General features: G+C 57.2%; 28 protein-coding genes and 1 riboswitch. Of the genes, 15 read left to right on the top strand and 13 right to left on the bottom strand.

Annotation, left to right across the window (positions count from 1 at the left end; all coding sequences use genetic code 11):
* Positions 1 to 39: 39 nt before the first annotated feature.
* From dut to C1J02_RS17330, 4 genes are all read left to right on the top strand, one after another.
* The gene (gene dut / locus C1J02_RS17345) at positions 40 to 489 is read left to right on the top strand and encodes a dUTP diphosphatase (RefSeq protein ID WP_114879698.1); all 450 of its coding nucleotides are present in this window, start codon (positions 40 to 42) and stop codon (positions 487 to 489) included.
* Positions 486 to 1,529: a molybdopterin-synthase adenylyltransferase MoeB gene (locus tag C1J02_RS17340; protein ID WP_114879697.1), complete on the top strand. Its 1,044-nt coding sequence runs from the start codon at positions 486 to 488 to the stop codon at positions 1,527 to 1,529. The genes dut and C1J02_RS17340 overlap by 4 nt, the downstream gene beginning before the upstream one ends.
* Positions 1,530 to 1,717: 188 nt before the next feature.
* Complete coding sequence (locus C1J02_RS17335) at positions 1,718 to 2,062, top strand: DUF1428 domain-containing protein (protein ID WP_114880684.1); 345 nt, start codon at positions 1,718 to 1,720, stop codon at positions 2,060 to 2,062.
* A gap of 68 nt (positions 2,063 to 2,130) precedes the next feature.
* Entirely contained in the window at positions 2,131 to 4,143 is a 2,013-nt protein-coding gene (locus C1J02_RS17330) for a M3 family metallopeptidase (protein ID WP_114879696.1), read from the top strand.
* A gap of 19 nt (positions 4,144 to 4,162) precedes the next feature.
* Here the strand turns inward: C1J02_RS17330 and C1J02_RS17325 are convergent, their stop codons facing one another.
* From C1J02_RS17325 to C1J02_RS17300, 6 genes are all read right to left on the bottom strand, one after another.
* The gene (locus tag C1J02_RS17325; protein WP_114879695.1) at positions 4,163 to 5,095 is read right to left on the bottom strand and encodes a glyoxylate/hydroxypyruvate reductase A; all 933 of its coding nucleotides are present in this window, start codon (positions 5,093 to 5,095) and stop codon (positions 4,163 to 4,165) included.
* A 3-nt stretch (positions 5,096 to 5,098) separates the two neighbouring features.
* A complete protein-coding gene (gene rodA, locus C1J02_RS17320) occupies positions 5,099 to 6,238 on the bottom strand; it encodes a rod shape-determining protein RodA (RefSeq protein ID WP_114879694.1) in 1,140 nt (379 codons plus the stop codon).
* Positions 6,235 to 8,178, bottom strand: a complete 1,944-nt coding sequence (mrdA, locus tag C1J02_RS17315) for a penicillin-binding protein 2 (protein WP_114879693.1) — start codon at positions 8,176 to 8,178, stop codon at positions 6,235 to 6,237. Before mrdA ends, rodA begins: the two co-directional genes overlap by 4 nt.
* A gap of 15 nt (positions 8,179 to 8,193) precedes the next feature.
* The gene (locus C1J02_RS17310; RefSeq protein ID WP_114879692.1) at positions 8,194 to 8,823 is read right to left on the bottom strand and encodes a rod shape-determining protein MreD; all 630 of its coding nucleotides are present in this window, start codon (positions 8,821 to 8,823) and stop codon (positions 8,194 to 8,196) included.
* A complete protein-coding gene (mreC, locus tag C1J02_RS17305) occupies positions 8,820 to 9,710 on the bottom strand; it encodes a rod shape-determining protein MreC (RefSeq protein WP_114879691.1) in 891 nt (296 codons plus the stop codon). The genes C1J02_RS17310 and mreC overlap by 4 nt, the downstream gene beginning before the upstream one ends.
* 72 nt (positions 9,711 to 9,782) lie before the next feature.
* Positions 9,783 to 10,829, bottom strand: coding sequence for a rod shape-determining protein (locus C1J02_RS17300; protein ID WP_114879690.1), 1,047 nt, complete (start codon positions 10,827 to 10,829; stop codon positions 9,783 to 9,785).
* Positions 10,830 to 10,990: 161 nt separating this feature from the next.
* Between C1J02_RS17300 and C1J02_RS17295 the strand changes: the two genes are divergently transcribed.
* Together C1J02_RS17295 and C1J02_RS17290 are read left to right on the top strand one after the other, a co-directional pair.
* A complete protein-coding gene (locus tag C1J02_RS17295; protein WP_114879689.1) occupies positions 10,991 to 11,569 on the top strand; it encodes a VOC family protein in 579 nt (192 codons plus the stop codon).
* Between the two features lie 92 nt (positions 11,570 to 11,661).
* Positions 11,662 to 12,093, top strand: coding sequence for a DsrE family protein (locus C1J02_RS17290; protein WP_114879688.1), 432 nt, complete (start codon positions 11,662 to 11,664; stop codon positions 12,091 to 12,093).
* A gap of 40 nt (positions 12,094 to 12,133) precedes the next feature.
* Here the strand turns inward: C1J02_RS17290 and C1J02_RS17285 are convergent, their stop codons facing one another.
* A complete protein-coding gene (locus C1J02_RS17285; RefSeq protein WP_114879687.1) occupies positions 12,134 to 13,702 on the bottom strand; it encodes a 2-isopropylmalate synthase in 1,569 nt (522 codons plus the stop codon).
* A 294-nt stretch (positions 13,703 to 13,996) separates the two neighbouring features.
* Between C1J02_RS17285 and C1J02_RS17275 the strand changes: the two genes are divergently transcribed.
* A complete protein-coding gene (locus C1J02_RS17275) occupies positions 13,997 to 14,662 on the top strand; it encodes an SDR family NAD(P)-dependent oxidoreductase (RefSeq protein WP_114879685.1) in 666 nt (221 codons plus the stop codon).
* Positions 14,663 to 14,666: 4 nt separating this feature from the next.
* Here the strand turns inward: C1J02_RS17275 and C1J02_RS17270 are convergent, their stop codons facing one another.
* Both C1J02_RS17270 and C1J02_RS17265 read right to left on the bottom strand, forming a co-directional pair.
* Positions 14,667 to 15,011 (bottom strand): antibiotic biosynthesis monooxygenase, encoded by a 345-nt coding sequence (locus C1J02_RS17270; protein WP_114879684.1) that lies wholly within the window; start codon positions 15,009 to 15,011, stop codon positions 14,667 to 14,669.
* Complete coding sequence (locus C1J02_RS17265) at positions 15,008 to 15,331, bottom strand: NIPSNAP family protein (RefSeq protein WP_114879683.1); 324 nt, start codon at positions 15,329 to 15,331, stop codon at positions 15,008 to 15,010. The genes C1J02_RS17270 and C1J02_RS17265 overlap by 4 nt, the downstream gene beginning before the upstream one ends.
* Positions 15,332 to 15,402: 71 nt before the next feature.
* Here C1J02_RS17265 and C1J02_RS17260 point away from each other — a divergent pair, with 71 nt between their 5' ends.
* Positions 15,403 to 16,086: a helix-turn-helix transcriptional regulator gene (locus C1J02_RS17260; protein WP_114879682.1), complete on the top strand. Its 684-nt coding sequence runs from the start codon at positions 15,403 to 15,405 to the stop codon at positions 16,084 to 16,086.
* Here C1J02_RS17260 and C1J02_RS17255 read toward each other — a convergent pair.
* The 3 genes from C1J02_RS17255 to C1J02_RS17245 form a co-directional block, all read right to left on the bottom strand.
* Positions 16,083 to 16,898 (bottom strand): PHB depolymerase family esterase, encoded by an 816-nt coding sequence (locus C1J02_RS17255; protein ID WP_114879681.1) that lies wholly within the window; start codon positions 16,896 to 16,898, stop codon positions 16,083 to 16,085. The two genes, C1J02_RS17260 and C1J02_RS17255, sit on opposite strands and share 4 nt — an antisense overlap.
* Before the next feature lie 78 nt (positions 16,899 to 16,976).
* Complete coding sequence (locus tag C1J02_RS17250) at positions 16,977 to 17,510, bottom strand: hypothetical protein (RefSeq protein WP_114879680.1); 534 nt, start codon at positions 17,508 to 17,510, stop codon at positions 16,977 to 16,979.
* Positions 17,507 to 19,165, bottom strand: a complete 1,659-nt coding sequence (locus C1J02_RS17245) for an NAD+ synthase (protein WP_114880683.1) — start codon at positions 19,163 to 19,165, stop codon at positions 17,507 to 17,509. Before C1J02_RS17245 ends, C1J02_RS17250 begins: the two co-directional genes overlap by 4 nt.
* 191 nt (positions 19,166 to 19,356) lie before the next feature.
* Between C1J02_RS17245 and C1J02_RS17240 the strand changes: the two genes are divergently transcribed.
* The 5 genes from C1J02_RS17240 (at position 19,357) to C1J02_RS17220 (ending at position 24,612) form a co-directional block, all read left to right on the top strand.
* Positions 19,357 to 20,745, top strand: coding sequence for an MORN repeat-containing protein (locus tag C1J02_RS17240; protein ID WP_114879679.1), 1,389 nt, complete (start codon positions 19,357 to 19,359; stop codon positions 20,743 to 20,745).
* Positions 20,746 to 20,777: 32 nt separating this feature from the next.
* The gene (locus C1J02_RS17235) at positions 20,778 to 21,305 is read left to right on the top strand and encodes an ankyrin repeat domain-containing protein (protein WP_114879678.1); all 528 of its coding nucleotides are present in this window, start codon (positions 20,778 to 20,780) and stop codon (positions 21,303 to 21,305) included.
* A gap of 69 nt (positions 21,306 to 21,374) precedes the next feature.
* Positions 21,375 to 21,776, top strand: coding sequence for a DUF1801 domain-containing protein (locus C1J02_RS17230; RefSeq protein WP_114879677.1), 402 nt, complete (start codon positions 21,375 to 21,377; stop codon positions 21,774 to 21,776).
* A gap of 49 nt (positions 21,777 to 21,825) precedes the next feature.
* Positions 21,826 to 23,163, top strand: coding sequence for a glutamate--tRNA ligase (gene gltX, locus C1J02_RS17225; protein ID WP_114879676.1), 1,338 nt, complete (start codon positions 21,826 to 21,828; stop codon positions 23,161 to 23,163).
* 51 nt (positions 23,164 to 23,214) lie between these two features.
* A complete protein-coding gene (locus C1J02_RS17220) occupies positions 23,215 to 24,612 on the top strand; it encodes an MATE family efflux transporter (RefSeq protein WP_114879675.1) in 1,398 nt (465 codons plus the stop codon).
* On the opposite strand, the gene C1J02_RS17215 is transcribed toward C1J02_RS17220, so the two are convergent.
* Positions 24,556 to 25,146, bottom strand: coding sequence for a gamma-glutamylcyclotransferase family protein (locus C1J02_RS17215; RefSeq protein WP_114879674.1), 591 nt, complete (start codon positions 25,144 to 25,146; stop codon positions 24,556 to 24,558). The genes C1J02_RS17220 and C1J02_RS17215 overlap by 57 nt on opposite strands.
* 99 nt (positions 25,147 to 25,245) lie before the next feature.
* A riboswitch (glycine riboswitch) is annotated at positions 25,246 to 25,332 on the top strand.
* 155 nt (positions 25,333 to 25,487) lie between these two features.
* Between C1J02_RS17215 and gcvT the strand changes: the two genes are divergently transcribed.
* Both gcvT and gcvH read left to right on the top strand, forming a co-directional pair.
* A complete protein-coding gene (gcvT, locus tag C1J02_RS17210; protein ID WP_114879673.1) occupies positions 25,488 to 26,612 on the top strand; it encodes a glycine cleavage system aminomethyltransferase GcvT in 1,125 nt (374 codons plus the stop codon).
* A 21-nt stretch (positions 26,613 to 26,633) separates the two neighbouring features.
* Positions 26,634 to 26,993, top strand: coding sequence for a glycine cleavage system protein GcvH (gcvH, locus tag C1J02_RS17205; RefSeq protein WP_114879672.1), 360 nt, complete (start codon positions 26,634 to 26,636; stop codon positions 26,991 to 26,993).
* Positions 26,994 to 26,995 lie beyond the last annotated feature (2 nt).

Genomic DNA, 26,995 nt, shown 5'->3' with positions numbered 1-26,995 from the left:
GGCTCTGCCGGAGATTACGAAGCATTTGGAAGGGATAGAGTGACCACCATCAAGCTGACTTGGGCACAGAACGCTGACCGTTCTCTGGGCCTTCCCCGGTACGAGACACCCGGTGCTGCCGGTGCTGATCTTTGCGCGAACCTGCCACATGGATCTGTGGTTATCGCGTCGGGTGCGCGGGCTCTGATCTCAACCGGTCTGCATATGGCGATCCCGGATGGGTTCGAAGTGCAGATCCGGCCGCGTTCCGGTCTTGCGCTCAAACATGGCGTCAGTTTGCTGAATAGTCCCGGCACCATCGACAGTGATTATCGTGGGGTGGTTGGCGTGATTGTCCAGAATGCCGGGTCCGACCCGTTTGAAGTGACCCATGGAATGCGGATTGCTCAGATGGTGATGGCTCCGGTTCTTCAGGCTGCGTTTGCCTTGGTGGAACAACTCGACGATACGGCGCGGGGCGTGGGCGGTTTTGGGTCAACCGGCGCATGATGCTCGTCATTATTCTTGCTGCGTTGATCTGGTTTGGCGGCCGGTTTCTGGGTGCACCGCGCGGTGTACGCGCCGGGATGCTGGCACTTTTGTTTTTGGCCGTGCTTGGCGTGCAGTTTACCTTTCCTGCGGCGCATCCCTTGCGGGTCGCAACCGGCGGCAGTGCGGCACTTTGGTTATTGCTCGCAGGGTTTGCCGGGCTTTTTCTGGGCTATCGACAGATATTAAGCGCGCTGAGACGCAAGGCCGAGGCACCAGATCCAGAGCCCGCTCAGAAAGCCACGTTTTCTGACACAGAGCTGAACAGATACGCCCGACACATCGTGCTGCGCGAGGTCGGAGGTGCCGGTCAAAAAGCGCTGAAAGAGGCACGTGTTCTGGTGATTGGTGCCGGCGGCTTGGGCGCGCCCGCCCTGCAATATCTCGCGGCAGCGGGGGTGGGGACGATTGGCATCATCGACGATGATGTGGTCGAAAATGCGAACTTGCAACGGCAGGTCATTCACAAGGACCGCGCCATCGGCACGCCCAAGGTATTTTCAGCGCAGGCCGAGATGCAGGCGCAGAACCCCTTTATCACCGTGCATCCCTATCATCGGCGGTTGACGCCCGAGATCGCAGATGACTTGATCGCTGATTTTGATCTCGTACTTGATGGCACCGATAATTTTGACACGCGCTATCTGGTCAACCGGACTTGCGTTGCGATGGGCAAACCATTGATATCCGGCGCACTGAGCCAGTGGGAGGGGCAGTTGAGTGTGTTTGATCCGCGCCATGATGCCCCCTGTTACGCATGTATTTTTCCCACGGCCCCTGCGCCCCATCTGGCCCCGTCCTGTGCTGAAGCGGGTGTGATTGGCCCGCTGCCGGGTGTCATCGGTGCCATGATGGCGATGGAGGCGGTGAAACTGATCATCGGTGCTGGCACGCCCCTGCGCGGGCAGATGGTCATTTATGATGCGCTTTATGGTGAGAGCCGGACGATTGCAGTTGCACCGCGCAAGGATTGCCCGGTTTGCGCCGAAGTCCACATGTGAGCGAATTTGATATTGAGCAATTGCGGTTGATCTTGGCCAAGGCTGCAAATTGGTCCGGCCTGAATGCGAGCACAGATGCGGACACGATTAGGCAGTCTGGACTGGTGGATGCCTGCAAGCAAACTGGATTAGGTTTGCCGTGGATTTGTGTGTTATATTCGGAGCTTTAAATGAGCGAGGTATTTCAGATGGCTTATGTGAATGGCATGGTGGCGGCGGTGCCCACGGCGAACAAGGACGCCTATTTCAAGATGTGCAAGATGATGGCCCCCATTTTCAAACGACACGGCGCGATCGAAGCGGTGGATTGCTGGGGTGCGGATGTCCCGGACGGCGAAGTCACGTCCTTTCCGATGGCGGTCAAGTGCAAGGCAGATGAAACCGTGGCTTTTGCTTGGATTACATGGCCTGACAAGGCCACAGCGGACGCAGGCATGCAAGCGGCGATGAGCGACCCTGAAATGGCGCAGGCTGGCGAAATGCCATTCGATGGCAAGCGCTTGATATTCGGCGGATTTGAAAAAATTACCTGAGGCATTTTCGCTGCTTCCAATTGCAACCCTTTGGTCTGGCCCTTAGCTTGAGGCCAAAGGAGATCTGCATGACAAACCCGTTGCTGCAAGATTGGGAAACGCCGTTTGGTGTGGCCCCTTTCAACGCCATTTCTGACGAAGATTTCGCGCCCGCGCTTGACGCTGCATTGGGTGCCCACACTGGTGAGATCGCCGCGATCTCTGACAACCCTGACGCGCCAACCTTTGCTAATACCATCGAAGCGTTAGAGGCCGCGGGGACGGATCTTGACAAGGTCTTGGGCGTGTTTTTCACGGTGGCTGGGGCCGATAGCAATCCGGTGCGCGAGGATTTGCAGCGCGCGTTTTCACCAAAGCTGGCTGCGCATTTTTCTGATATTTCTAGCAACAAGGCCCTTTTTGCGCGGGTGTCGGCCGTCTGGGAGGCGCGTGAAACGCTTGATCTGACAGAAGAACAGGCGCGGGTTCTTATGCTGACGCATCGCGGCTTTGTTCGGGCGGGCGCGGCCCTGACGGGTGCCGATGAGGCGCGGATGAAAGAGATCAAAGGGCGGCTCGCGGTTCTGGGTACACAATTTACGCAGAACCTATTGGCGGATGAGAGGGCCTGGTCCATGTCACTGGCCGAGGATGATTTGATCGGGTTGCCGGATTTTGTTGTGGATGCGGCCCGTGCGGCGGGCGCTGAATTGGAATTGGGCGGTCCGGTGGTGACCTTGTCGCGGTCCTTGATTGTCCCGTTCCTGCAATTCTCGCCGCGCCGCGACCTGCGCGAAAAAGCATTCCGCGCATGGGAGGCGCGGGGTGCCAATGGGGGCGAAACCGACAATCGCGCTATCGCCAAAGAGACGCTAAAACTGCGTCAAGAGCGTGCCAGGCTTCTGGGTTATGCAAGTTTTGCGGACTACAAGCTGGAAACGGAAATGGCCAAGACGCCTGATGCGGTTCGTAATTTGCTGATGTCGGTATGGGAGCCTGCCAAAACGCAGGCCAATGCGGACGCCGCAGTGCTGACAAAGATGATGCAGGACGATGGGGTTAACGTCGATCTGGCCCCGTGGGACTGGCGCTATTACGCCCAAAAACGGCGGACGATTGAACATGATCTCGATGAGGCCGCGTTGAAACCTTATTTTCAGCTCGACCGGATGATTGATGCCGCATTCACCTGTGCCACGCGCCTTTTTGGCTTGCAATTTGCGCCCCTCGATGTGCCGCTTTACCACAAGGATTGCCGCGCATGGGATGTCACGCGGGATGGCAAACATGTGGCTGTTTTTATCGGTGACTTCTTTGCACGCGGGTCAAAGCGGTCTGGCGCTTGGTGCTCGGCGATGCGGGCGCAGGCGAAATTTCCCAATGTTCAGACACCGGTGGTGATCAATGTCTGCAACTTTGCCAAATCGGATCCGGCATTGTTGTCCTATGACGATGCTCGCACGCTGTTTCATGAATTCGGTCATGCCCTGCATCAGATGCTGTCGAACGTGACCTACGAAAGTGTCAGTGGCACGTCAGTCGCGCGTGATTTTGTCGAACTGCCCAGCCAGCTTTTTGAACACTGGCTTGAGGTGCCCGAGGTATTGAGCGAATTCGCCACCCACGCGGGGACCGGCGAGGCAATGCCGCGCGCCATGCTGGACAAGGTGTTGGGGGCCGCGAATTTCGATATGGGATTTCAGACCGTTGAATATGTTGCTTCTGCCCTTGTTGATCTGGCCTTCCATGACGGGGCCGCGCCTGACGATCCAATGGCAAGGCAGACGGCGGTTCTGGATGGATTGGGGATGCCGGATGCGATCCGTATGCGACACGCCACCCCACAGTTCGCGCATGTATTTGCGGGGGACGGATATTCCAGCGGATATTACAGCTATATGTGGTCAGAGGTCATGGACGCAGATGCATTCGAGGCCTTCGAAGAGGCGGGTGGCGCGTTCGATCCCGAACGCGCGGATGCGTTGGAAAAGCACATTCTGTCAACGGGCGGCAGCCGCGATGCAGCAGAACTTTATGTCGCGTTCAGGGGCCGCTTGCCGGGGGTTGAGGCGCTGTTGAAGGGGCGTGGACTGGCCGCATAGCTGTGGATCAGCGCATGCTTCAATACCCGAGTGTGCGATCTACCAGATGCAGGAACTTTTGCCCAATTTCGCCACGGCGTATGTTTTCGGCAATGACCTGAGATGCGGTGCTGGCACGGGTTTCCGCGGCAATATGCGGCGTGACAGTGACATTAGGGTGCGCCCAGTAAGGATGGTCTGATGGCAGCGGTTCAACCCGAAAAACGTCCAGCGTTGCATGGCCAATGTGCCCCTTGTCCAACGCGGCCAGCAGGGCGTCATCGTCGATCAGGGGCCCGCGACCGGGGTTGATGATGCGCGCGCCTTTGGGCATCAGGGCCAGTGTTTCGGCGTTCAGCGTGTTTTCGGTGGCAGGTGTGTCGGGCAGCAACAACACTGCGATTTCGGCCCGGCCAAGGGCCGCGCGCAGCCCGTCGGTACCATGCAGGCATCTGACACCCTGAATGTCCTTTGTACTGCGCGACCATCCCGTGACATCAAAGCCCAAATTCACAAGAGATTGCGTTACCGCATGACCCAACGCCCCAAGACCCAGCACGACAACAGACCGTTCTTGCGCCAGTGGCGGCGTGCGCGGTTCCCATAGGGTGTCTTTGCGCAAGATATCGATGTCTATCCCAAGATGGTAGCGCAGCACATGCCCCGTCACCCATTCGACCATGCCTTTGGTCAGGCCCGGGTCCACCATCCGGGCAAGCGGGATGTTCAGCGTTTGATTGCCGACCACGTTTTCCACACCGGCCCAAAGATTGAGCACTGCCTTTGCGCGGGTGAATGGCGCGAAATCCTGCACGTCACTGTTAGGCGCATAGACGATATAATCGACCTTGTCGGCGGGGATATCCATTGACAGATGTGCATCCAATCCGGCCTGACCAATTGCCGATTTCAAAGGGTGTTCGTAAGTATCCCAGCGGTCGGGTCTTGCCGCGAAAAGCACATTGATGGGCATCTGCTACCTCGGTCTATGGACATGGGCGGATTGCACCAGCCCAAAGGCCAGCAGCAATACCAGCATCGCAGATCCTCCATAGCTCACCAGCGGCAGTGGCACACCAACGACGGGTGCCAGACCCATGACCATCGACATGTTGACGGCGAAAAACAAGAAGAAGTTCAAGGCAATCCCCAAGGTCAGCAGGGATGAGAACCGGTCTTTGTTCATCACCGCCGTTGCGACGCAGAACATGATGATCAGCGCATAAATCCCAAGCAAGGAAAACCCGCCAATGAAGCCGAACTCTTCGGCCAATGTGGTGAAAATAAAATCGGTGTGTTTTTCGGGTAAGAAATTGAGCCGTGATTGGGTGCCCTGCATGAACCCGCGCCCGGTCCAGCCGCCTGATCCCAGTGCAATCTTGGATTGGGTAATATGATATCCCGCCCCCAACGGGTCAGCGGCGGGATCCAGAAACGTATCAATCCGCTTGTACTGATAGTTATTCAGCAACTGCCAGGCTGTATCACGGGATTGGAAAACGGCGGTCAGCAGCCCGATTGCAGCGGTCGCAACGACAGCAAAATAGGCCCAATGAACCCCAGCCAGGAACATCAGCCCGCCACCTGCACACAAAAGCAAGATGGATGTACCCAAGTCTGGTTGTTTCAAGACCAAAGCGGTCGGCACCAGCACAAATAAGACCGGCAGCAAAACCCAAAAGGGGCGAGACACCTTTTTGGCGGGCAGCCAGTCGTAATAAGCGGCAAGAAACATCACCAGCGTGATTTTCATCAGTTCAGACGGCTGCAAATCTATGAACCCCAGATCAATCCAGCGCTGCGATCCTTTGCGTTCCTCACCGATGAAAGCGACCGCGATAAGCAAGACAAGCGATGTGCCATAGGCAAGGCCAGACAGGTTGCGCCACATCCAAATCGGGATCAGCGCAACGATGATCATCAGGACCATACCCAGGGCAAACCGCTTTATCTGCGGTTCGGCCCATGGCGTGAACGATCCACCTGCGACCGAATAGAGCATCAGAAAGCCGATGCCGCACACCGATGCCAACAGCAGAGCCAAAGGCCAGTTTATGAACAGAAATTTGCGAAACCCTGCGGGAACGGATTTGACGGTATATTCAAGATAACTCATGCCTGATCATTCCCATCAATCGCTGCCTGCGGCTGTATCTCGCGCAGCTTTTCTTGTTGGATCTTGATCCGGTCACGGTCGCCCGTTGGATAAGCCTCAAGCGGCGGGTCGCCGCCGGACATTGCCTGCAGCAGGACATCGCGTGCAATTGGTGCTGCGGCAGTTGAGCCACCGCCGCCATGTTCGACCAGCACCGAAACGGCATATCGGGGATTTTCGTAAGGCGCAAAACTGACAAACAGCGCGTGATCGCGGCGTTCCCACGGCAGGTCCGAGTTTTTTGATACCCCGCGCGCCCGTTCGGCGGCAGTGATGTTGCGCACCTGGCTGGTGCCGGTCTTGCCAGCCATCCGCATGTCGTCGGCAATAATCCGGGACCGGTACGCAGTGCCGCGGCGATTGTTGACCACTTCGTACATCGCGCGGCGCATCTTGCGCAGGTTGTTTTCATTCATCGCAAGCTGTTCGCCATCGCCGCTGGGCTGTTCGACCCCATCAATCGACTTCACCAGCCGAGGCGTGGTCTGACGCCCCGTTGCGATCCGCGCGCACATCACCGCGAGTTGCAGGGGCGACGCCAGCATGAACCCCTGACCGATTGACGCATTCACCGTGTCGCCAATCACCCAGTCAGCATTGCGGGCTTTTTTCTTCCAGTCTTTGGTGGGGGTCAGCCCGGCCGCAACCGAGGAAAGAGCAAGTTCGTGTTTGATGCCAAGGCCAAACCGGTTGGCCATCTCGGTTATTTTTTCAATGCCAACCTTTAGCGCGAGATCATAATAATACACATCGCAGGATTGCTTGAGCGAGTTTTCCAGATCAACCCATCCATGCCCTGCGCGTTTCCAACAGTGAAATCTGCGGCCCGCGACCTCCAGATGGCCGGGACAATAGGCGGTATCATCCGGTCCGATCAGGCCCTCTTCCAGCGCGGCCATTGCGGTCATCATCTTAAACGTTGATCCGGGCGGATAGGTGCCCTGGACGGTTTTGTTGACAAGGGGGCGATACTTGGAATTCAAGAGCGGGTTATAATCCGCCGACGAAATCCCACCAATAAACAGGTTCGGGTCATAGCTGGGCGCAGAGGCGATTGCAGTGAGATCGCCATTTTCGCAATCAATGAGCACCACCGCAGCACTTTCGCCGCTGAGCCGCGCCTGAACGTAGCCCTGCAACTTGGCATCGACAGTCAATTGCAGGTCGGCGCCGGATTGCCCTTCGCGCCGGGCAAGTTCACGCATCACCCGGCCTGTTGCGTTGACCTCGACCTGTTTGGTGCCTGCGGTGCCGCGCAATAGCGATTCTTCACGCGCCTCAACGTTGATTTTACCAATCTGAAATCGCGGGATGCGCAGCACCTGATCAGGGTCCTCCAGCGCGTCCAGATCCTTTTGGCTGACGCGTCCCACACGACCGACCACATGGGCAAAATCCGATCCGCGCGGATACACGCGGGTCAGGCCAACCTCGGGTGTGATGCCGGGCAGGGCAGGGGCATTGACGCTGACCTTGCTGACTGCATCCCAACTGACATCATCAATGATTGTCACCGGTAGAAAGGGCGCGGATCTTTTGATCTCGGCCATCGCACTTGCGCGGGTTTCGGGATCAATATCAATGACGCTTGCAAGGCGGTCCATGACCAGATCAACATCGCCTGCATCCTCGCGCACCAAAACGATGCGATACGAGGGGACGTTTTGGGCCAGCCGCAGTCCATTGCGGTCAAAAATTTCACCGCGCGCTGGCGGGATCAGGCGGATGTTGATGCGGTTCTCTTCGGCCAAAAGGCGAAACTGATCGGCCTGATCGACCTGCAGGTATCGCATACGTGCCGCCAATCCGCCCATGAACAGCAATTGCGCGCCGCCCAGCAGGGCCGCACGCCGGGTTAGCTTGGCGTGACTTGCGTCATTTTCGGCGCGATTGCGTCTCATCTCAGTGGCCCCCAATCAGACCCGTTGACCCAAGGCATCCAAATCCCCGGGTGCGGCTTTGCGCACGCGCATAAGGCTATGCGTGATCAAAACGGTCAGCGGATAGAATAGCAGAGTCATGCCCAGTTCCGAAAGGCTTAGCGCCAGTTTGGGTGTTTCGACCAGCGCCAGCGCCATCACAATATGGTTTAACAGTGTAATCGCGATCATAATCGCCCCCACTGTCAGCCATTCAGCGACAAAGTTTGCATCCCGCAATGACCGGGCCCGCGATTTCAGATTTTCACACCCAATCAAAACCAACATCGCCCAAAGCCCCGGCGGGCGTTGCAACAAGAGATCAGCAAACAGGAATACAAAGGCCAACGCCAATGCTGGCACATATTCAGGTCGGCGAAACGACCATGCGCAGGCAAAACAAAAGATCAGGTCAGGCGCAATCCAGCGCCTTGGGCCTTCGTTGCGCAGCAACTCTTCCAATCGGGCCTCAGCGGGGGCGGTGTTTTCCAACGGCAGCAGGCGTGGCGTGAAAAGATCTATGGGCTGGGTATCAAGCGGCAACAGGTGAAAAAACAGGATCACAAAGGCGAGCAGCACAAAGGCCAGCCGCATGGCCCAGAGCAGCGCGGCTGACTGATCGTTCATGGCAGCGTTCCTTCAGCCACAGGGGGCGCGGGCGTGATGACCTGAGCCGTATCTGACACTGTCTCGTGGCCATGATGGCGCAGCACCCGCAGGAATTTGAGCCGTTCATAATCTGCCGCCAATCGCACCCGCAAACGACCGCCGGGGTCCGCGGCGACCTGGCCAATCAACAATCCAGCCGGAAAGACACCGCCATCACCTGAACTGATCACACGGTCGCCGGGCCGCACCAGATCGGGGTTTTCTAGAAAATCAACAGGAGGGGCCGCCGAGTTATCGCCGGCCACAATCGCGCGTTGGCCAGAGGGTTGGATGGTGGCCGGAATGCGGCTGTTGGCATCGGTCAGCAGGATCACCCGAGCGGTGTTTTGTGCAACGCCAGAGATCCGGCCAACCAAACCGATCCCATCCATTGTGGCCCAGCCATCCACCAGACCATCACGCGCGCCGACGTTCAGCAAAACGGATTGGCGAAATGGCGATCCGGAATCAGCGAGCACGACGCCTGTGATGAAAGTCAGGCGCGGATCAAGCCGCACATTGTTCAGATCAAGCAGGCGGGCGTTTTCCTGTTCCAGTTGCAGGGCCGCCTCTTTCCACGCCTGCATTTGCCGCAGCTCGCTGCGCAGTTCCTGATTTTGCTCGGCAAGCCTTTGATAACTCTGAAAATCGCGCATCAGGTTCACCGTGCCGGTGACAGGGGCCATTGCCCAATCAAGGTTGGGCACCAGACGGTCAGTGATCTGTGCGCGAAAGCGTTCCACACGGGGGCTGTCGATGCGCCACAAAAGGAATATGGCACCCAGCGCCAGCATCAAAACAACCAACAGCAACCGGCGCAGGGGGCCGGTGTAGTCGCTGCTGCTGTTTGAACGGTCTTTGGCCATGGTTTCATGCGCTCCTGCCCCGGATCGGACAAGGGGTCAGCCCGACCTGAGGATTGGCTATTCTAGCCGCGATTAACTGTCATAGTCGATGGCATGGCGCAGTTGTTTTTCAAATTCCAACGCCTTGCCGGTGCCAAGGGCCACACAGTTCAGCGGCTCATCTGCGACCGAAATGGCGAGGCCCGTCTGTTCGCGCAATGCCAGATCAAGATCACCCAACAACGCACCACCACCGGTCAGCATCACACCACGGTCGACAATATCTGCGGCCAAATCCGGCGGCGTGGTTTCCAGCGCGGTCATCACCGCCTCGCAAATCTGCTGCACCGGTTCGGCCAAAGCTTCAGCAATCTGTGCCTGTGTCACTTCGATTTCCTTGGGCACACCATTGAGCAGGTCACGCCCGCGGATTTGCATCGATGTGCCGCGACCATCATCCGGCATGCGCGCCGTCCCGATGGAGGTTTTGATGCGTTCTGCCGTGGTTTCACCAACCAACAGGTTTTGCTGGCGGCGCAGATAGCTGATGATCGCCTCGTCCATGCGGTCACCACCGACGCGCACCGAACGGGCATAGACGATGTCACCAAGGCTCAGCACAGCAACTTCGGTTGTCCCCCCACCGATATCGACGACCATATTGCCGGTGGGATCGGTTATTGGCATGCCTGCACCAATGGCCGCCGCAATCGGTTCGGCAATCAGTCCGGCACGGCGCGCACCGGCAGAAAGCACAGACTGACGGATCGCACGTTTTTCAACAGGAGTGGCACCATGGGGCACGCAGACGATAATCTTCGGCTTGGAAAAGGTAGAGCGTTTGTGGACCTTGCGGATGAAATGCTTGATCATCTCTTCGGCGGTGTCAAAATCCGCAATCACCCCTTCGCGCATCGGTCGGATGGCTTCAATGCTGCCCGGCGTACGGCCCAGCATCAGCTTGGCGTCTTCGCCCACTGCCAGCACGCGCTTGACGCCATCCTTTACATGGTAGGCCACGACCGATGGTTCCGACAGCACGATGCCCTTGCCTTTGACGTAAACCAACGTGTTGGCAGTTCCGAGGTCAATCGCCATGTCCGATGAGAACAGACCGCGTAGGTTTCCAAAAATCGACATGACGAACAGCACCTTGCAAAAATTCTTATTGGCCCGACGACTCTGATCGAGGCGGGCTGCAGCGTCTTATAGGCCGGGTGTGGGCGGGGTGAAAGGGGGGATTGCCACGAGGGTGGCGCGATCTTGCCATTATAGTAGAATAGGGCATCACGGAGGGTATCATGAAGAAAATTCAGGTTTTGGGGGTTCATCACATCACCCTGACGGGGGCTGACAGACAGACCAGCATTGATTTCTGGGAAGGGGTGTTGGGCATGCCGTTTATCTTCGACCAACCCAATCTGGACAACCCGGACGAAGGGCATCTGTATTTTGACCCCGGCGACGGGCGTTTGATCACGATTTTCACGAATGAGGACCGTAAACCGGTACATAACCGCACGCCAACTGACCCCGGTTGTGTCCACCACATCGCCTTTGAGGTGGATCGCGCCATGTTTGATCAGGTCGAGGCGCGGTTGACAGCGCGCGGGATCGGGCATTCGGGTGTCAAGGATCGTGGGTTCATGCATTCGATCTATTTCAAAGACCCGCTGGGTTTGTTGATCGAATTGGCGTGTTACACCTTCATCCCCCCACGCGACAGCAGCCACGCCGAGGTGATGCTTGAGGCGCACAAACTTCGGGTTGCCGCGGGGGCCAAGGCAATTGGGCGCGAACATCTTGCTGATGCCGTGATTTTAATCGTGGAACGCCGGCAAGGGACGTTAAGCAGGGATCAGGCTGAAAAGGACGGATAGATGGGCCTATCGAATGTCAGGCGCATGCAACTGCTTGATTGCAAGTAGCCCCGAAATAGACAGACTCAAGCGATAACCAGGGAGGATTCGATATGAAAAGATTGGTACTTGCGATGGCACTGACCATCGTGCCGGTGTTGGGCTGGGCAGAGGGCCTGACCCATAAGGTCGCGATCCATGTGGACCAGAATGATCCGCAGGTGATGAACATGGCGCTCAATAACGTTGCGAATGTGATCAGCTATTACGAATCCGTCGGGGATACGGTCGAAGTGGAGGTTGTCGCATATGGGCCCGGTCTGAATATGTTTGTGGAAGGCAAAAGCCCGGTTGAGGACCGCATCAGCACCATGTCACTTGAATTGGACAACCTGTCCTTTGCGGCATGCGGAAACACACACCGTGCCATGAGTGCAAAAGCTGGTAAGGACGTGCCGCTTATGTCAGAGGCGACAGTTGTCCCATCCGGCGTGGTGCGCCTGATTGAGTTGCAGGAAAACGGATACGCATACGTGCGTCCCTGAACGCGTGAACGGGGCAGTTTTTTGAACTGCCCCGGTATTTTTAACCCACGTCCTTATAGCTGACTTCGCGTTGGTCCGTTCCGCCTTTTTCCCGGCGGACCAGCAGGCGATTAAGCGCGTGGATATAGGCGCGCACCGATGCGACAACGGTGTCGGTATCGGCTGATTGCCCCGTCACAATGCGCCCGTCTTCTTCCATCCGGACCGACACGGTTGCTTGTGCGTCGGTGCCTTCGGTCACTGCGTGCACCTGATAAAGCTGCAGGCGTGCGTTGTGCGGCACCAGTTCCTTGATACAGTTGAACGACGCATCCACGGGGCCATCGCCGGTCTGGCTGGTCTGGTGTTCCGTCCCGTCCACATCCAGCACCATGTCGGCCTGCTGCGGACCTTCGGTGCCACAGACAACGCGCATGGATTTCAGTTTGATCCGGTCCTCCTGGGGGTCGGTGCTGGTCCGCATCAGGGCGATCAGGTCGTCCTCGTAGATTTCCTTTTTGCGGTCGGCCAGTTCTTTGAACCGCACGAACACGTCCTTAAGCTGGTTGTCCCCCAGCTCGTAGCCGAGTTCTTCCAACTTGGAACGCAACGCGGCACGGCCCGAGTGTTTACCCATGACGATATTGGTCTCGGAGAGGCCCACATCCTCGGGGCGCATGATCTCAAAGGTTTCGGCATTTTTCAGCATGCCGTCCTGATGAATGCCGCTTTCGTGCGCAAAGGCGTTCTTGCCGACGATGGCCTTGTTAAATTGCACCGCAAATCCCGACACGGTCGCGACCCGTCGCGAGATGTTCATGATCTTTGTCGAATCCACACCGGTCTGGAACGGCATGATGTCATTGCGGACTTTCAGCGCCATCACAACCTCTTCCAACGCTGTGTTGCCCGCGCGTTCCCCAAGGCCGTTGATTGTGCATTCGATTTGACGGGCACCTGCCTCTACGGCGGCCAAACTGTTTGCAGTCGCCATGCCAAGGTCGTTGTGGCAATGGGTGGCAAAGATGATCTCATCCGCGCCGGGTACTTTTTCCAGCAGCATCTGGATCAGCGCCGCAGATTCGCGTGGTGCGGTATAGCCGACGGTATCGGGAATGTTGATCGTGGTGGCACCGGCCTTGATTGCAATCTCAACAGTGCGGCAGAGATAGTCTTCTTCTGTCCGGGTCGCATCCATAGGCGACCATTGCACGTTGTCACACAAGTTGCGGGCGTGGGTCACGGTTTCATGAATGCGCTCGGCCATTTGATCCTGGGTGAGGTTGGGAATGGCGCGGTGCAGGGGCGAGGTGCCGATAAATGTGTGAATGCGCGGTTGGCGCGCGTGTTTCACTGCCTCCCAACAACGATCAATGTCGCCCATTTGCGCGCGGGCAAGGCCACAGATCACGGCGTTTTGGCTTTGACGCGCAATCTCGCTTACGGCGGCAAAGTCGCCCTCTGAGGCGATGGGAAACCCGGCCTCAATGATATCGACACCCATTTCGTCCAGCAGGTTCGCAATCTCAAGCTTTTCTGCGTGGGTCATCGTGGCACCGGGCGATTGTTCGCCGTCACGCAGTGTGGTGTCAAAAATCAAGACGCGGTCTTGTTTGGTCGTCGTGTTCATTTGAAATCTCTCTTGTCTGCTTTGAAAATCCGTGGCGCGCTATTTTTCCGAAGAATGAGCCCTCTGAGCGGGCGCACCGGATGGCACGCTCAGAGGCGGATTAGAAGCAGTAGGTTTGCACACAGCGCGGCCACGCAAGGGCGCGGCAGGGTCGGCATATGGGCGGCGTGTGTCATGCCGACGTTTATAGCCGTGGTTTTGCAAATGGGAAGAGGGCGCGCAGACTTTATTGCCGACGCGGATTATATGGTCCTCAAATGTTGATGTGGGGGGAATGACCGCTAAGTTTGGCGGATGAAACGTATATTGATCATAGGCGCATCTGGTGGCATTGGCACCGCTCTGACGCGGGCGGCAAGAGGCCAAAATGTTGAGATAGTCACGTTGGCGCGGTCGCGGGACGGTTTTGACATCACCGATGAAGCATCGGTTCAATCACATCTGGGGGCCTTGGACGGCACGTTTGATACGATCATCGTGGCGTCGGGTGCCTTGGAGATTGACGGTGCGCAGCCCGAAAAATCAATTCGTTCGCTCACTCAAAAGGCAATGATGGATCAATTTGCGTTAAACGCGGTTGGCCCGGCGCTGGTGCTGGCCCATGCCGCTGATTTGTTGCCCAAGGACAGGCGTGCGGTCTTTGCGGTATTGTCTGCGCGGGTGGGCTCAATCGGGGACAACCGTTTAGGGGGCTGGATCAGCTATCGCAGTGCGAAAGCAGCGGTAAACCAGATCGTGCATACGGCGGCGATTGAATTGGCCCGTAGCCATCCCGACAGCATCTGTGTGGCTTTGCATCCCGGGACCGTAGCAACCCCTTTTACGGAAAAGTATCTGGGCCGACATCCGGCGGTGGCCCCCGGTGAGGCGGCGGAAAACCTGTTGCGCGTGATTGACGGTCTGGACGCAAAAGATACGGGCGGGTTCTTTGACTGGGCTGGAAAAGCCGTGCCGTGGTAGCAGCTTATGAGTGCACTTTCTGGCTGTCGTCTGGTGCCTCATCACGATCAAACATGCCGTAATCCCGGATCACATGGGCAATGCGCAGGTGGTAATCGTTGAATATGCCAGCACGGCCCTTGGCCTGCGCGCCGCGATGTGCGGTCAGGTTTCGCCAGGCGATGACCGCCGCTTCGTCCCTGAAGAACGAAAGCGACAGCACCTTGTCCGGGTTGCTCAGGCTTTGAAATCGCTCGACAGAAATGAATCCGTCGACCTGATCCAGCAAAGGCCGCATCCGGGCTGCGATATCCAGATAGTCTTGTTTACGCGCAGGGTCTGGCAGGACTTCGAAAATCACGGCAATCATATGGTGTCTCCATGCGGTGCTGAGGCCAGCTTGAGGAACGTTCTGTCCTCGCGCAGGATGAATCGCTCTGATTGGGCCAAGTCATAGTTGTCGCGCCCCAATGGATCGTCGCGCAACCGCGCGCGATAGGCCTCATAAGCCGCAAGGTTGGGGATGTTGTAGATCCCATAGGCAAGCGTCGATGACCCTTCGTGCGGGGCATAATATCCGATCAGATCGGCACCGCAGCGTGGGATCGCCTGACCCCAGTTGCGGGAATATTGGGCAAACTGCGCGTGTTTGGTCGGGTCAATGTGATAGCGGATGATACAAGTCAGCATGGGATGTCCTTTCGTTGCTCTGCTTGTCTTAGCGGATTGATTTCAGCGAATGCTTCGGCTATGGTCGAAGTATGAAAGAAGGCCCTGACATTTCCCGCATTGCGGCGCTGATCGGCGACCCGGCGCGCGCCAATATCCTGACCGCGCTGATGAGCGGCAAGGCATTGACTGCGACCGAACTGGCCGGTGAGGCGGGCGTGACGCTGCAAACCGCAAGCGCGCATTTGAGTAAATTGGAAAGTGCGGGCATGATTGTCTGTCGCAAATCAGGGCGGCACAAGTATTTCACCCTTGGCGGGGATGATGTGGGCCATGCGCTTGAGGCGCTGATGGGATTGGCGGCAGGTGCGGGTCATCTGCGCACGCGAACCGGACCCAAGGATGCGGCCCTGCGTGAGGCGCGGGTGTGCTACAATCACTTGGCAGGGGAGAAGGGCATTGCCCTTTTTCAGGGGCTGCTGACGCGTGGGTTTGTGAAAGAAGAAGAAGACGCGCATGTGACCCTGACACCCAAAGGCATTGGATTCCTGACTGATTTCGGGGTGGATATCGACGCGCTCATGCGCAGTAAAACACCGCTTTGTCGCCCCTGTCTGGATTGGAGCGCGCGGCGCACGCATTTGGCAGGCAGCGTCGGGCGCGCCTTGTTGGCACAGATGCAGGCGCGGGGTTGGGCCGCACGCGCCGAAGGGACCCGGGTGGTGAAATTCACGCCCAGCGGTGCCGCGGCATTTGAGCAAACATTCGGGACCTAAATCTGGCCCGCTGCGCGCAAGCGTTTGATGCCATAACGCAAATATTCTGTGCGAAACGAATGTCCGCCAGAAAACAGGCAGAATTCAAGGATTTTGCCGTTGGCATTGCGGCGGTTCTGACAGGTAAGGCCGCCGGGTTTTGACGGCTTTGAAGGGTTGAAACCGCCAAATTCGGTATATTTAGCCAGTGCATCAATCACTTTGCCCTGTTTCGTCTCTCCGATGGCGCGGCCGGTCAACGGCACCGTGGGGTCCGCATCGCCATGGATGTGCACTATGCTTGAAATTGGCCCCGTACAGCTTTGTGGTGGTTTCAGCCAGAAGGTCCCAGACATTGGGATAAACCCCGCGAATTTTGCAGGGTGCGAACAGGCCAGATTCCAGACCATCATGCCGCCCGCACTGAAACCTGATGCGACGATGCGGTTGCGGTCGATGGGAAAACGTTTCTCGGCATCCTCCAAAACCGAATCAAAATAGGCAAACTCTGCTGCGCCGGTGCTGTCGAAGGTGCGTGGCCCATAAGGCAGGTTCCACGATCCATTCACCCCTTGTGCCGCAATCAGTGCAAGCCCGGCGTCCGATACCATCCGCCGCAAGTTGCCATTGCGCATCACGGCCGTGGCTGTTCCGCGATATCCATGGGCCCAGACCAAAGCGCCCACGGGGGTGGTGCCGTCATGACCTTCCGGCATTGCGATGCGGTAGAAGCGGTCGCCAATGGGGCAGTTTTTTTCTGGACCGCAGGCCAGAGCAACAGATGAAGACAGCTGCAAGAATAAAGCGATCGCAAACAGACGGAGCAGGGGCATTTGGCAACTTTCGGATGCTTGGTGTCAGTTCACAAATTGGCGAGTTTGCTGCCGAATGCAAATCAAGTCGTTGTTAGATCACAATTGCGTCGCAGATTTCAGACGGCGCGCCTCATCAACCAGTTTTTCCGCCTGACCGGGTTCAAAAATGAGATGCGGGACGATGACATGATGGCCATGGTCCCGTCCGTTCGACCAATATGTGAAGCGTCGCCAAGGGGTTTGTTTGTCCCGAAACCCAACTGGATCCATCAGAGAAAAACCGACTGAAGTTTTACCCTTGCTGTCGGTCACAGCATTTATTTCATCAATTTCGTGCCAAGTTGCAGGGTCCGCATAATATCCCGAGATGCCATTCTTATCCACGCGCAGAGCGATAGGTTGTTTGATCGCGATGCCCAAAAGGAAAAAGCCGGGCAAACCAAAAAAAGCCAAACCCGTGAAGGCGGTCCAGAACGCTGTGCCAAAATCACTGCTGACCGATAAGATTATGGCCGCAAAGGTGAGGCAGAAGATTGCACAAAAAGCCAGAATACCGCCAGCAACAAAGAACCTCGCAGAACGAACCCTGATTTTGATCTCGCCTGAACCAGTCAATTTTGTGTCGATCAAGACGGATCGCGCCAACGGTTCACAATCGGATACCGCCGGTCCAGCCAGAACGCGCCTTTGGTCAGGCGGGGACCCGGGGCAGATTGAAAGCGCTTGTATTCGGAGATGTAGATCAGATGTTCGACCTTTTTGGCGGTGTCGCGGTCAAACCCTGCTTCCACGCAATCGGCAATTGATCCGTCCTGATCAACCAGAATGTCCAAAATGGCGTCCAGCTCGGGATAGTCCGGCAAGCTGTCGCTGTCTTTTTGGTCCTCGCGCAGCTCAGCAGTCGGTGGTTTGGTGATGATGGTCTCTGGGATCATTTCGCCCGCAGGTCCCAACATCCAATCGCGGTGATGCGCGTTGCGCCAACGGCATGTCTCAAAGACGCGGGTTTTATACATGTCTTTGATCGGGTTATAGCCCCCCGCCATATCGCCGTAGATCGTGGCATATCCCACTGCGACTTCGGATTTATTACCGGTGGTCAGCAGCATTTCACCAAATTTGTTGGAAAGGGCCATCAGCAGCAGACCGCGCAGGCGCGATTGAATGTTCTCTTCGGTCAGTCCCGGTTCGGTGCCCTCAAACAGATCCGCAAGTGTATTTGTGATCGCGCCCCGGGCCTCTTTGATCGGCACATAATCGTATCTGCAGCCCAGCGCTTTTGCCACCGCCTCTGCGTCATCCAGTGAGGATTGGGAGGTGTATTCAGAGGGCAGCATCACGCAGCGCACATTTTCAGCCCCCAGTGCATCGACAGCAATCGTCGCGACAATTGCCGAATCGATGCCACCCGACAGTCCCAGAAGCACCTTCTTGAAACCGGTCTTACGCATGTAATCGCGCAGGCCGATCACCATGACGCGGTAATCTTGTTCCCAAGCATCAGGCAACGGGGTCAATTCCTGTGGCAGCACGCGCCAGCCATCGGCACCGCGTTCCAGATCAACATGTGTGACGCAGGCCTCAAACGCGGGCAGTTGCACCGCCAATGCACCGCCGGGGTTCAGCGCAAACGATGCGCCGTCAAAGACCTGATCATCCTGCCCCCCAATCATGTTGAGATAAATCAGCGGCAAACCGGTTTCCACCACCCGTGCGACCATGATGTTCTGCCGGACTTCCATCTTGTCGCGGTAATAGGGCGACCCGTTCGGAACGAGCAGGAATTCCGCCCCGGTTTCGGCGAGCGTTTCGGCCACATCAGGGTGCCATGCGTCCTCGCAGATGGGGGAGCCGACGCGGGTATTGCCAACCGAGTAGGGGCCTCCCAAAGGGCCAGCATCAAATATTCGTACCTCATCAAACACGGTTTCATTGGGCAGGTTATGTTTAAGGGAGCGGCTGGCGATCTTGCCATTCTTAAGGATCAGATAGGCATTATAAAGTTCGGTCCCTTCGACCCACGGTGCGCCGATGGCCAGCGCCGGGCCGTCGGCACATTTAACCGCCAATGCGTCAACATGTGTCATTACATCCAATTGAAACGCGCGTTTCATTACCAGATCCTGGGCGTTATATCCGGTGATAAACATTTCAGGCAAAGCTACCAGATCTGCGCCTGCTGCCTTGCCTTTTTCCCATGCGTCCTGGGCAAGGGCGGCATTGCCAGCCAAATCGCCTACGGTTGGGTTCAGCTGGCCCAAAGTGATGCGGAAACGCTCTGCCATGATGCGACCTCGTGAATGTGTTGCGCCCCGATGTAGCAGATCACGCGGCAAGGGAAAGCCCATGTGCGGGTCGGTCACACCAAAAACGATTGCCCCCATTGCCTCCTTTGCTTAGGTTAATAACGAAATGCTGCGGGGGCGTGGCAGTTCTTGAGCACCGCGATTCTCGCACAACCAGAGCAGGGCCGTTCATGTCACTTCGTCTGTTGATCCTTTGCATTTCACTTCTACCACTGCCCGTCCTGGCCCAGGACGGAGCGGTATTGTCCAAGGAATACGACGATGGCGGGATCTATGAGGGGACGTTCCGGGGAGGTCTGCAACATGGGCAGGGAACCTACAAGCTGCCCAACGGATATGAGTATTCCGGCAATTGGGAAGAGGGCGAGATCAAGGGCGAAGGCATAGCAAGGTTCCCCAATGGATCCGTCTATGAAGGTAACTTTGCCAAAGGGAAACCAGATGGTTTTGGCAAGATCACCTTTGCCGATGGTGGCACTTATGAAGGCGACTGGCAGAGCGGTGCGATCCTGGGCAATGGTGTCGCGCTTTATGCCAATGGCGTGCGCTATGAGGGTGCGTTTCGCAATGCCAAACACCATGGCAAAGGCGTGATGCAAAGCCCCGGAGGCTATGAATACAAAGGCGACTGGGTTGATGGCGTCAAACAGGGGATCGGCACGATCACCTATCCTGACGGTGCCGTTTATGAAGGTGAGATTGTCGCGGGCAAACGCAGCGGCACCGGCACGCTGACCATGCCCGATGGGTTGGTTTATGTTGGTTTGTGGAAAGATGGCCAGATTGATGGTTCTGGTACGCTGACCCAACCAAATGGTGATGTCTATCAAGGTGATCTGGTCGGGGGACGGCGGTCAGGCACGGGCAAGGTGACCTATGCCAACGGTGACATTTACCAAGGCGAATTCAAGGATGACCGCCGCGATGGGCAGGGCACTTTCACCGGGGTCGATGGGTATGTCTATGTCGGGTCATGGGTGGCGGGCCAGATCGAGGGCGCAGGCACCGTGACCTATCCTGACGGGTCCGTTTATGTCGGTTCGTTCCGTGATGATCTGGCGGATGGTATGGGCAAAATCACCTATGTCGATGGCTCCACCTATGAAGGCGAATGGGCCTCTGGTGTCATTGATGGCAAGGGGATTGCGACCTATGCCAATGGTGTCATCTATGACGGCGAGTTTAAGAATGCCCGCAACGACGGCACCGGTGTGATGACCTATGCGGACGGGTATCGCTATGAAGGTGGCTGGAAAGACGGTCAGCGTCATGGGGCGGGCAAAGTGACCTATCCTGATGGCACGGTGTATGAAGGCGCGTTCGAGAACGGTCAGCGGCAGGGTCAGGGCAAGCTGAACATGGCCAGCGGGTTCGTCTACGAAGGCGAATGGACGCGCGGCGAGATCGAGGGCCAGGGCAAAGCGACCTATGCCAATGGCGATGTCTATGAGGGCACATTCAAGGCTGGCAAACGTCAAGGGGCGGGGACAATGCGCTATGCCACGGGCGAAGAAGCCACAGGTACGTGGGAAAACGGCGCGTTGAACGAAGGCGGATGAGGGCCTGAGGTTCGGCCCTGAACTGCGAAAACATGATCAAAACAGACTACGACGAAATTGTTGCGATGCTTGCGCTGGGTCAACTTGACGCTCTGGAAACAGCCGCTGTTATCGTTGATGACTTTCCTCAGGGCAAAGATGCGTTCGTGCAACGACATTGGATCACCAATGCGATTGACCTTGGGTGTTTCGCTGCCGTGGAATGGATGATTGGCAAGGGCGTCACATTGATTTTTAGGGATGCCGAAGGCTACACCCCATTGCATTCTTGCATCGAGCGCGAAAAGAGCGATCGCTATGATATGATGGCGGTCCTGATCAAAGCGGGCGCAGATTGCAATGCACATGGGATAAATGACTGGACGCCGCTGCATATGGCCGCGGTGCGGGATGATCGTCCCGCGATGAAGATGTTGATTGATGCGGGTGCAGATGTTTCGCGCCGGACCCGGATCGACGACTATGCGACACCGGCGGAAGAAGCCCGTGCGCTTGGCCATCACGCGTCGGCCGATTTTATCGACAAATACGCGGCTGGCCGCTATCCTTTCAACGACTGATCTTGCGGCGCTAAGACGATGATGCCGCATCGTTGTTGATTGGGCGAAAACCGTGCCGGGGGTATTAACATGTCGGATGTAAAAGATTTTCTGGCCAATGTTGAACCGATCCGCAGACACCGCGAGGCTGCGCAGCTTGATGCGATGTTTCGCGAAATTACAGGCTGGGCTCCGGTTCTCTACAAGGGCGGTATGCTGGGCTATGGCCGCTATGATTACACCTACACGTCCGGCCGCACGGGGTCCTGGCTTGCCACCGGGTTTGCGCCGCGCAAAGCGAAACTGTCGATCTACATCATGCCGGGATATGCAGATTTTGACGCAATATTGGCGCGGCTTGGCAAGCATACCAAGGGCAAGTCATGCCTCTATCTGAACAAACTGGAATATGCGGATATGGACGTGCTCGCCGAACTGATCCGCGCAGGGCTGAGGGATCTGGCCAGCCGTTGGCCTGTTCACGCGACCTAGACAATTGTGCGCCCCTGTGACAAGCCATCGGCCAACAGGAGAACCGCAAATGTCTAACCCTACGATCACCCGTTTTGCCCCGTCCCCCACCGGGTATATCCACGTTGGCAACCTGCGCACGGCGCTGATGAATTACATGATCGCGCGCAAGGCCGGCGGTACATTCATTCTGCGCATTGACGACACCGACCCCGAGCGATCCAAAGAAGAATACGTTGATGGGATCAAGGAAGACCTGTCATGGCTGGGCCTGCATTGGGACCGGGTTGAGCGCCAGTCAGAGCGGTTGGATCAATACCATGCCGCGGCAGAAGAGCTGCGTGAAAAGGGGCGCTTTTATGAGGCGTTCGAAACACCGGTCGAGCTTGATCTGAAGCGCAAGAAACAGCTCAATATGGGTAAGCCGCCGGTGTATGATCGCGCGGCCCTTGCGCTGTCTGATGCGGAAAAGGACAAGCTACGCGCTGAGCGGGGTGCGGGTGTCTGGCGGTTCAAGCTCGACCAGCAGCGCATTGAATGGGAAGATGGTATCCTTGGCGACATTTCTATTGACGCGTCATCGGTATCCGACCCTGTGTTGATCCGGGGCGACGGTCAGATTCTGTACACGCTGGCCTCCGTTGTCGACGATACCGAAATGGGTGTGACCCATGTCGTGCGCGGGTCGGATCACGTGACCAATACTGCCACACAAATTCAGATCATGCAGGCGCTGGGCGCAGGCGCTGTGCCAAAATTCGCGCATCATTCGCTGCTGACCGGGCCGAAGGGCGAGGCGCTGTCAAAGCGTCTGGGCACATTGGCGCTGCGCGATCTGCGGGCGCAGGGAATACAGCCATTTGCCCTGCTCAGCCTGATGGCGCGACTGGGGTCCAGTGACCCGGTTGAGCTGCGCACAGATATGGCAGAATTGATAGAAGGGTTTGATATCAACCACTTCGGCTCTGCGCCGACCAAATTTGATGTGCAGGACCTCTTTCCATTGACCGGTCGGTATTTGCAGGCGTTGCCATTGGATGCAGTTGCAGACACGATTGCCGATCTGGGCGTACCTGCTGACAAAGCGGCGCAATTCTGGGCGGTCACGCACGAAAATATCGAAACCTTGAATGATCTGAAGGTCTGGTGGGCAATGTTCCGGGACGGTGCCGATCCAGTGATCGAGGACGGCGATGAAGAGTTCATTTCTGACGCAATGAAGATGCTGCCTGACATGCCATTTGACGGGGGCACCTGGGGGGCGTGGACGACAGCCGTCAAAGAAGCAACAGGGCGCAAGGGCCGCGGCTTGTTCCGGCCCTTGCGTCTGGCGCTGACAGGTCAGGAGCATGGCCCGGAAATGGCTGCGGTGATGCCCTTGCTGCAAACCATAAGAGCGCGCAGGTAAACGCGGTGCTGGGGCACCTGCGACCGATCCTGAGGTATACGCCGGAGCGTCATGGCTGAGGGGAGCGCCAAGTTTCTGACGGGCAACCTGTTCAGGCACGTGGCCGTGATGTCGCTGACCGCGTCCATCGGATTGATGGCAGTTTTCATCGTCGATTTTGTCGACCTGATTTTCATCTCGATGCTGGGCAAAGCGGAATTGGCGGCGGCGGTTGGATATGCGGGCGCAATCCTGTTTTTTACCACCTCATTTGGAATTGGCCTGAGCATCGCGGCGGGGGCGCTGGTTGCGCGCGCTTTGGGTGCCGGAGACGAGGCCCTTGCCCGCGAACGGACCACCCATGCGCTGACCTATGGCCTCGTTTTTGGCAGTGCATTTTCATTGGCGGTCTGGATCTTTATCGTGCCACTGGTCGCTCTTTTAGGGGCGGTTGGCGAGACGGCCATGCTCAGTGTGCATTTTCTGCGCATTGTTGTCCCGTCTGTGCCTTTCCTGATCCTTGGTATGATGGGGGCTGCTGTCCTTCGGGCATATGGCGACGCGCGGCGTGCGATGATGGCAACGATTGTGGGCGGTATCGTGAACGCGGTGCTGGATCCGATCCTGATCTTTGGTCTTGATCTGGAACTCACCGGGGCCGCGATGGCGTCTTTTGCCGCGCGTGTGGCGATTGCCATTATGGCCATGCTGCCAATCATCCGCATCTATGGCGGTATTGCGCGCCCAAGGTTGGCCGGCATGGTGCGGGATCTGTCGCCGATCATGGCAATCGCGTTTCCAGCAATTCTGGCCCAGATCGCCACGCCTGTCGGTCAGGCCTATGTCACTCGTGTGATGGCCGATTACGGTGAGGAAGCGGTGGCTGGCATGGCAATTGTCGGGCGCATGACGCCGGTGGCTTTTGGTGTCGTATTTGCGCTTTCGGGGGCCGTCGGGCCCATCATCGGCCAGAATTATGGGGCGGGAAACATGGACCGCGTGCGGCGCGGCTTCAACGCATCGGTTCTGTTTGTGGCCTTGGTCATCGGCACCGTTTCAGCGTTGCTCTTTGTTTTTCGTGGGCCCCTGGCGGACCTGTTTGAGGCCAGCGGAGTGACCCGGGATTTGATATATCTGTTCTGCGGACCGTTGTCTTTGATGTTCTTTTTTCCGGGTGTTTTGTTCGTTGCCAATGCGGCGTTCAACAATATGGGCCAGCCGTTCCTGTCGACCCTCACCAATTGGGGTCGCAATGCATTGGCGCTCATCCCATTGGTTTGGCTGGGCTCGGTGTTGTTTGACGCTCAGGGTGTGCTGATCGGCCAATCTTTGGCAGGGGTTCTATTTGGTATAATCGCCTGGATACTGGCAGTGCGCTGTATCACACGGGGCGGTGCGGCAGAGCGTAAAGGTTCAGATATTTTTGGCCGCGAGGGTCGTTTGATGGCGCTCTTCCACGCGCGCCGATAGCCGGTTGAGATGATGATCGACCAAGTTTGTTTCGCCCTTGGTCAAGCTGCGATGCCGGCTGTAGACGGGTGCCGCCCTGTCATCCAGCACTGGCGTATTCCAGCCATCGGTGGTGTCAAAAAACCGCTCGACGCCGGAAGTTCCGTACAGGTGCAAAAAGCCCTGAACAACCACATCAAGATAACTGAGCAGGATGATGTGATTGCCCGCCGCACCCATCGCACTGGGGGGAATGGCGTAATGTGCGATGTCGGGGGCCGGGTTCAGATCGTGCGCGACTGCGCCGCTGGAACTGTGTCGCGCATACCCATATTCGCGGGCATCCAATGCCACCCAATCGCCGTCCGGCACGGCGGCGATCACCCCATCAATGGTTGATGAAGGGTCTGGAACAGCGGTCAGGAACACCACGTCGCGCGCCGCAGTGCGCACCCATGCGCGTCGCCAGCCGCCGAGCGTCGCAGGTTGCGCATCTGGATAATCATGCGTCTGGATGTTCACCAGACTGCCATAGCCAAAAAAGTAAGGGGTCATTGCGCGTGCCAATTCGATTGTCGTCACTCAAAGGAAATCATTGTTGCGGCCTGTGCACAAGCACGCTTGACGCAGATGTATGCCGCGGCATACGTATGGTCATCTACCACGGGAGAATCAGCGACGCTGATGCCGAAGGAGCAACCGCCCCGGAAACTCTCAGGCTGCAAGGACCGTGATGGACAAGGACACTCTGGAGAGTGGTGCCGAGAGGCATCCGCCGAAGGGATAACGATCTCAGGCGAAAGGACAGAGGGGGCATCGGGTGCTGCATTTCGCGGCGCTGTGATGCCGGTTTGGTCATTTGAGGCTTCCGGTTCAGATAAGGACGAGGACGCGAGATGACTCAGATGAAACGCACGCCGCTTTATGATCTTCATGTCGAATTGGGTGCCAAGATGGTCCCGTTTGCGGGCTATGATATGCCCGTTCAATATCCCATGGGCGTGATGAAAGAACACCAGCAGACCCGCGAGGCGGCGGGATTGTTTGATGTCAGCCATATGGGGCAGGTGATCTTGTCCGGCGAAAGCTGGGAACATGTCGCACGCAGATTTGAAAGTCTTGTGCCGATGGATGTGCTGGGACTTGAGGATGGTCGCCAGCGCTATGGGTTGTTCACCAACGATGCGGGCGGGATCGAGGATGATCTGATGTTCGCGCGGCGCGGTGATGATCTGTTTGTGGTGGTGAATGCCGCGTGCAAAGACGCTGATATCGCCCGTATGAAAGCGGCGCTGGAGCCTGAGATACTGGTGACACCCCTTACTGAACGCGCCTTGATTGCGGTGCAGGGGCCGGGGGCAGAGGCGGCGGTGGCCAGTATGGATGCGGCGGCGGCGGATATGACCTTTATGGATGTGCGGGATTTAACGCTGAACGGCAGTGATGTCTGGGCCTCGCGGTCCGGATACACAGGCGAGGATGGTTATGAGATTTCTGTGCCTGGGGACGAGGCAGTGGCATTGACGCGGGCGTTGCTTGCCCTTGATGGGGTTGAAGCGATTGGCCTTGGTGCGCGTGATTCCCTGCGGCTTGAGGCGGGGCTATGTCTTTATGGGCATGATATTGATGCGGGGACAAATCCCGTTGAAGGGGGTCTGAGTTGGGCCATTCAAAAAGTACGCCGGGCGGGCGGCGATCGTGCCGGCGGATTTCCTGGCGCGGATGCAGTGCTGGCCGCATTTGAGAATGGCGTGAGCCGCAAGCGCGTGGGTCTGCAACCCGAAGGCCGTGCACCGATGCGTGAAGGCGTCGAGATTTTTGATGCCGCCGAAGGTGGGCAGGCCGTGGGCACTGTAACCTCTGGCGGCTTTGGCCCCACCACGGGCGGGCCGGTCGCCATGGGCTATGTCGCGACGGAGCAAAGCAAGATTGGCACCGCCCTTTGGGGCGAGGTTCGGGGCAAACGCATGCCATTGACCGTTGCCAAGCTGCCGTTTGTTGCTGCAAACTTTAAAAGATAATCAACCACAGGGAAGACCGAGATGAAATTTACCGAAGAACATGAATGGCTGCGCGTTGAAGGTGACGAAGTCGTTGTGGGCATTACGATCCATGCGGCCGAACAACTGGGCGATGTCGTATTTGTGGAACTGCCCGATGTTGGCACCACCATCAGCAAGGATGATGAAGTTGTGGTGATTGAATCCGTAAAGGCGGCGTCAGATATTCTCGCACCCATTGATGGTGAAATCACGGAAGTGAACGGCGCTCTGACCGACACGCCGAGCATGGTGAATGACGACGCGCAGGGCGAGGCCTGGTTCTTTAAGATGAAGCCAAGCGATGCGTCACAGATGGACGAATTCATGGATGAAGCGGGTTACCAGAAATTCATCGGGTGACG

Source organism: Sulfitobacter sp. SK011, assembly GCF_003352065.1.
GTDB lineage: Bacteria > Pseudomonadota > Alphaproteobacteria > Rhodobacterales > Rhodobacteraceae > Sulfitobacter.
Note: the sequence above shows the minus strand (reverse complement) of the source record. Positions and strands in the feature narration are given on the sequence as shown.

What these genes read in the sequence shown, in the direction of transcription:
- mreC (WP_114879691.1), bottom strand. Translation starts at nt 9,710, where the DNA reads ATGGCCAAAGACCGTTCAAACAGCAGCAGCGACTACACCGGCCCCCTG.
- mrdA (WP_114879693.1), bottom strand. Translation starts at nt 8,178, where the DNA reads ATGAGACGCAATCGCGCCGAAAATGACGCAAGTCACGCCAAGCTAACC.
- C1J02_RS17270 (WP_114879684.1), bottom strand. Translation starts at nt 15,011, where the DNA reads ATGATTGCCGTGATTTTCGAAGTCCTGCCAGACCCTGCGCGTAAACAA.
- gltX (WP_114879676.1), top strand. Translation starts at nt 21,826, where the DNA reads ATGTCTAACCCTACGATCACCCGTTTTGCCCCGTCCCCCACCGGGTAT.
- C1J02_RS17330 (WP_114879696.1), top strand. Translation starts at nt 2,131, where the DNA reads ATGACAAACCCGTTGCTGCAAGATTGGGAAACGCCGTTTGGTGTGGCC.
- gcvH (WP_114879672.1), top strand. Translation starts at nt 26,634, where the DNA reads ATGAAATTTACCGAAGAACATGAATGGCTGCGCGTTGAAGGTGACGAA.
- C1J02_RS17240 (WP_114879679.1), top strand. Translation starts at nt 19,357, where the DNA reads ATGTCACTTCGTCTGTTGATCCTTTGCATTTCACTTCTACCACTGCCC.
- C1J02_RS17215 (WP_114879674.1), bottom strand. Translation starts at nt 25,146, where the DNA reads ATGACCCCTTACTTTTTTGGCTATGGCAGTCTGGTGAACATCCAGACG.
- C1J02_RS17335 (WP_114880684.1), top strand. Translation starts at nt 1,718, where the DNA reads ATGGCTTATGTGAATGGCATGGTGGCGGCGGTGCCCACGGCGAACAAG.
- C1J02_RS17255 (WP_114879681.1), bottom strand. Translation starts at nt 16,898, where the DNA reads ATGCCCCTGCTCCGTCTGTTTGCGATCGCTTTATTCTTGCAGCTGTCT.
- C1J02_RS17340 (WP_114879697.1), top strand. Translation starts at nt 486, where the DNA reads ATGATGCTCGTCATTATTCTTGCTGCGTTGATCTGGTTTGGCGGCCGG.
- rodA (WP_114879694.1), bottom strand. Translation starts at nt 6,238, where the DNA reads ATGAGTTATCTTGAATATACCGTCAAATCCGTTCCCGCAGGGTTTCGC.
- C1J02_RS17235 (WP_114879678.1), top strand. Translation starts at nt 20,778, where the DNA reads ATGATCAAAACAGACTACGACGAAATTGTTGCGATGCTTGCGCTGGGT.
- gcvT (WP_114879673.1), top strand. Translation starts at nt 25,488, where the DNA reads ATGACTCAGATGAAACGCACGCCGCTTTATGATCTTCATGTCGAATTG.
- C1J02_RS17230 (WP_114879677.1), top strand. Translation starts at nt 21,375, where the DNA reads ATGTCGGATGTAAAAGATTTTCTGGCCAATGTTGAACCGATCCGCAGA.
- C1J02_RS17310 (WP_114879692.1), bottom strand. Translation starts at nt 8,823, where the DNA reads ATGAACGATCAGTCAGCCGCGCTGCTCTGGGCCATGCGGCTGGCCTTT.
- C1J02_RS17285 (WP_114879687.1), bottom strand. Translation starts at nt 13,702, where the DNA reads ATGAACACGACGACCAAACAAGACCGCGTCTTGATTTTTGACACCACA.
- C1J02_RS17275 (WP_114879685.1), top strand. Translation starts at nt 13,997, where the DNA reads ATGAAACGTATATTGATCATAGGCGCATCTGGTGGCATTGGCACCGCT.
- C1J02_RS17290 (WP_114879688.1), top strand. Translation starts at nt 11,662, where the DNA reads ATGAAAAGATTGGTACTTGCGATGGCACTGACCATCGTGCCGGTGTTG.
- C1J02_RS17260 (WP_114879682.1), top strand. Translation starts at nt 15,403, where the DNA reads ATGAAAGAAGGCCCTGACATTTCCCGCATTGCGGCGCTGATCGGCGAC.
- C1J02_RS17325 (WP_114879695.1), bottom strand. Translation starts at nt 5,095, where the DNA reads ATGCCCATCAATGTGCTTTTCGCGGCAAGACCCGACCGCTGGGATACT.
- C1J02_RS17245 (WP_114880683.1), bottom strand. Translation starts at nt 19,165, where the DNA reads ATGGCAGAGCGTTTCCGCATCACTTTGGGCCAGCTGAACCCAACCGTA.
- C1J02_RS17220 (WP_114879675.1), top strand. Translation starts at nt 23,215, where the DNA reads ATGGCTGAGGGGAGCGCCAAGTTTCTGACGGGCAACCTGTTCAGGCAC.
- C1J02_RS17295 (WP_114879689.1), top strand. Translation starts at nt 10,991, where the DNA reads ATGAAGAAAATTCAGGTTTTGGGGGTTCATCACATCACCCTGACGGGG.
- C1J02_RS17300 (WP_114879690.1), bottom strand. Translation starts at nt 10,829, where the DNA reads ATGTCGATTTTTGGAAACCTACGCGGTCTGTTCTCATCGGACATGGCG.
- C1J02_RS17265 (WP_114879683.1), bottom strand. Translation starts at nt 15,331, where the DNA reads ATGCTGACTTGTATCATCCGCTATCACATTGACCCGACCAAACACGCG.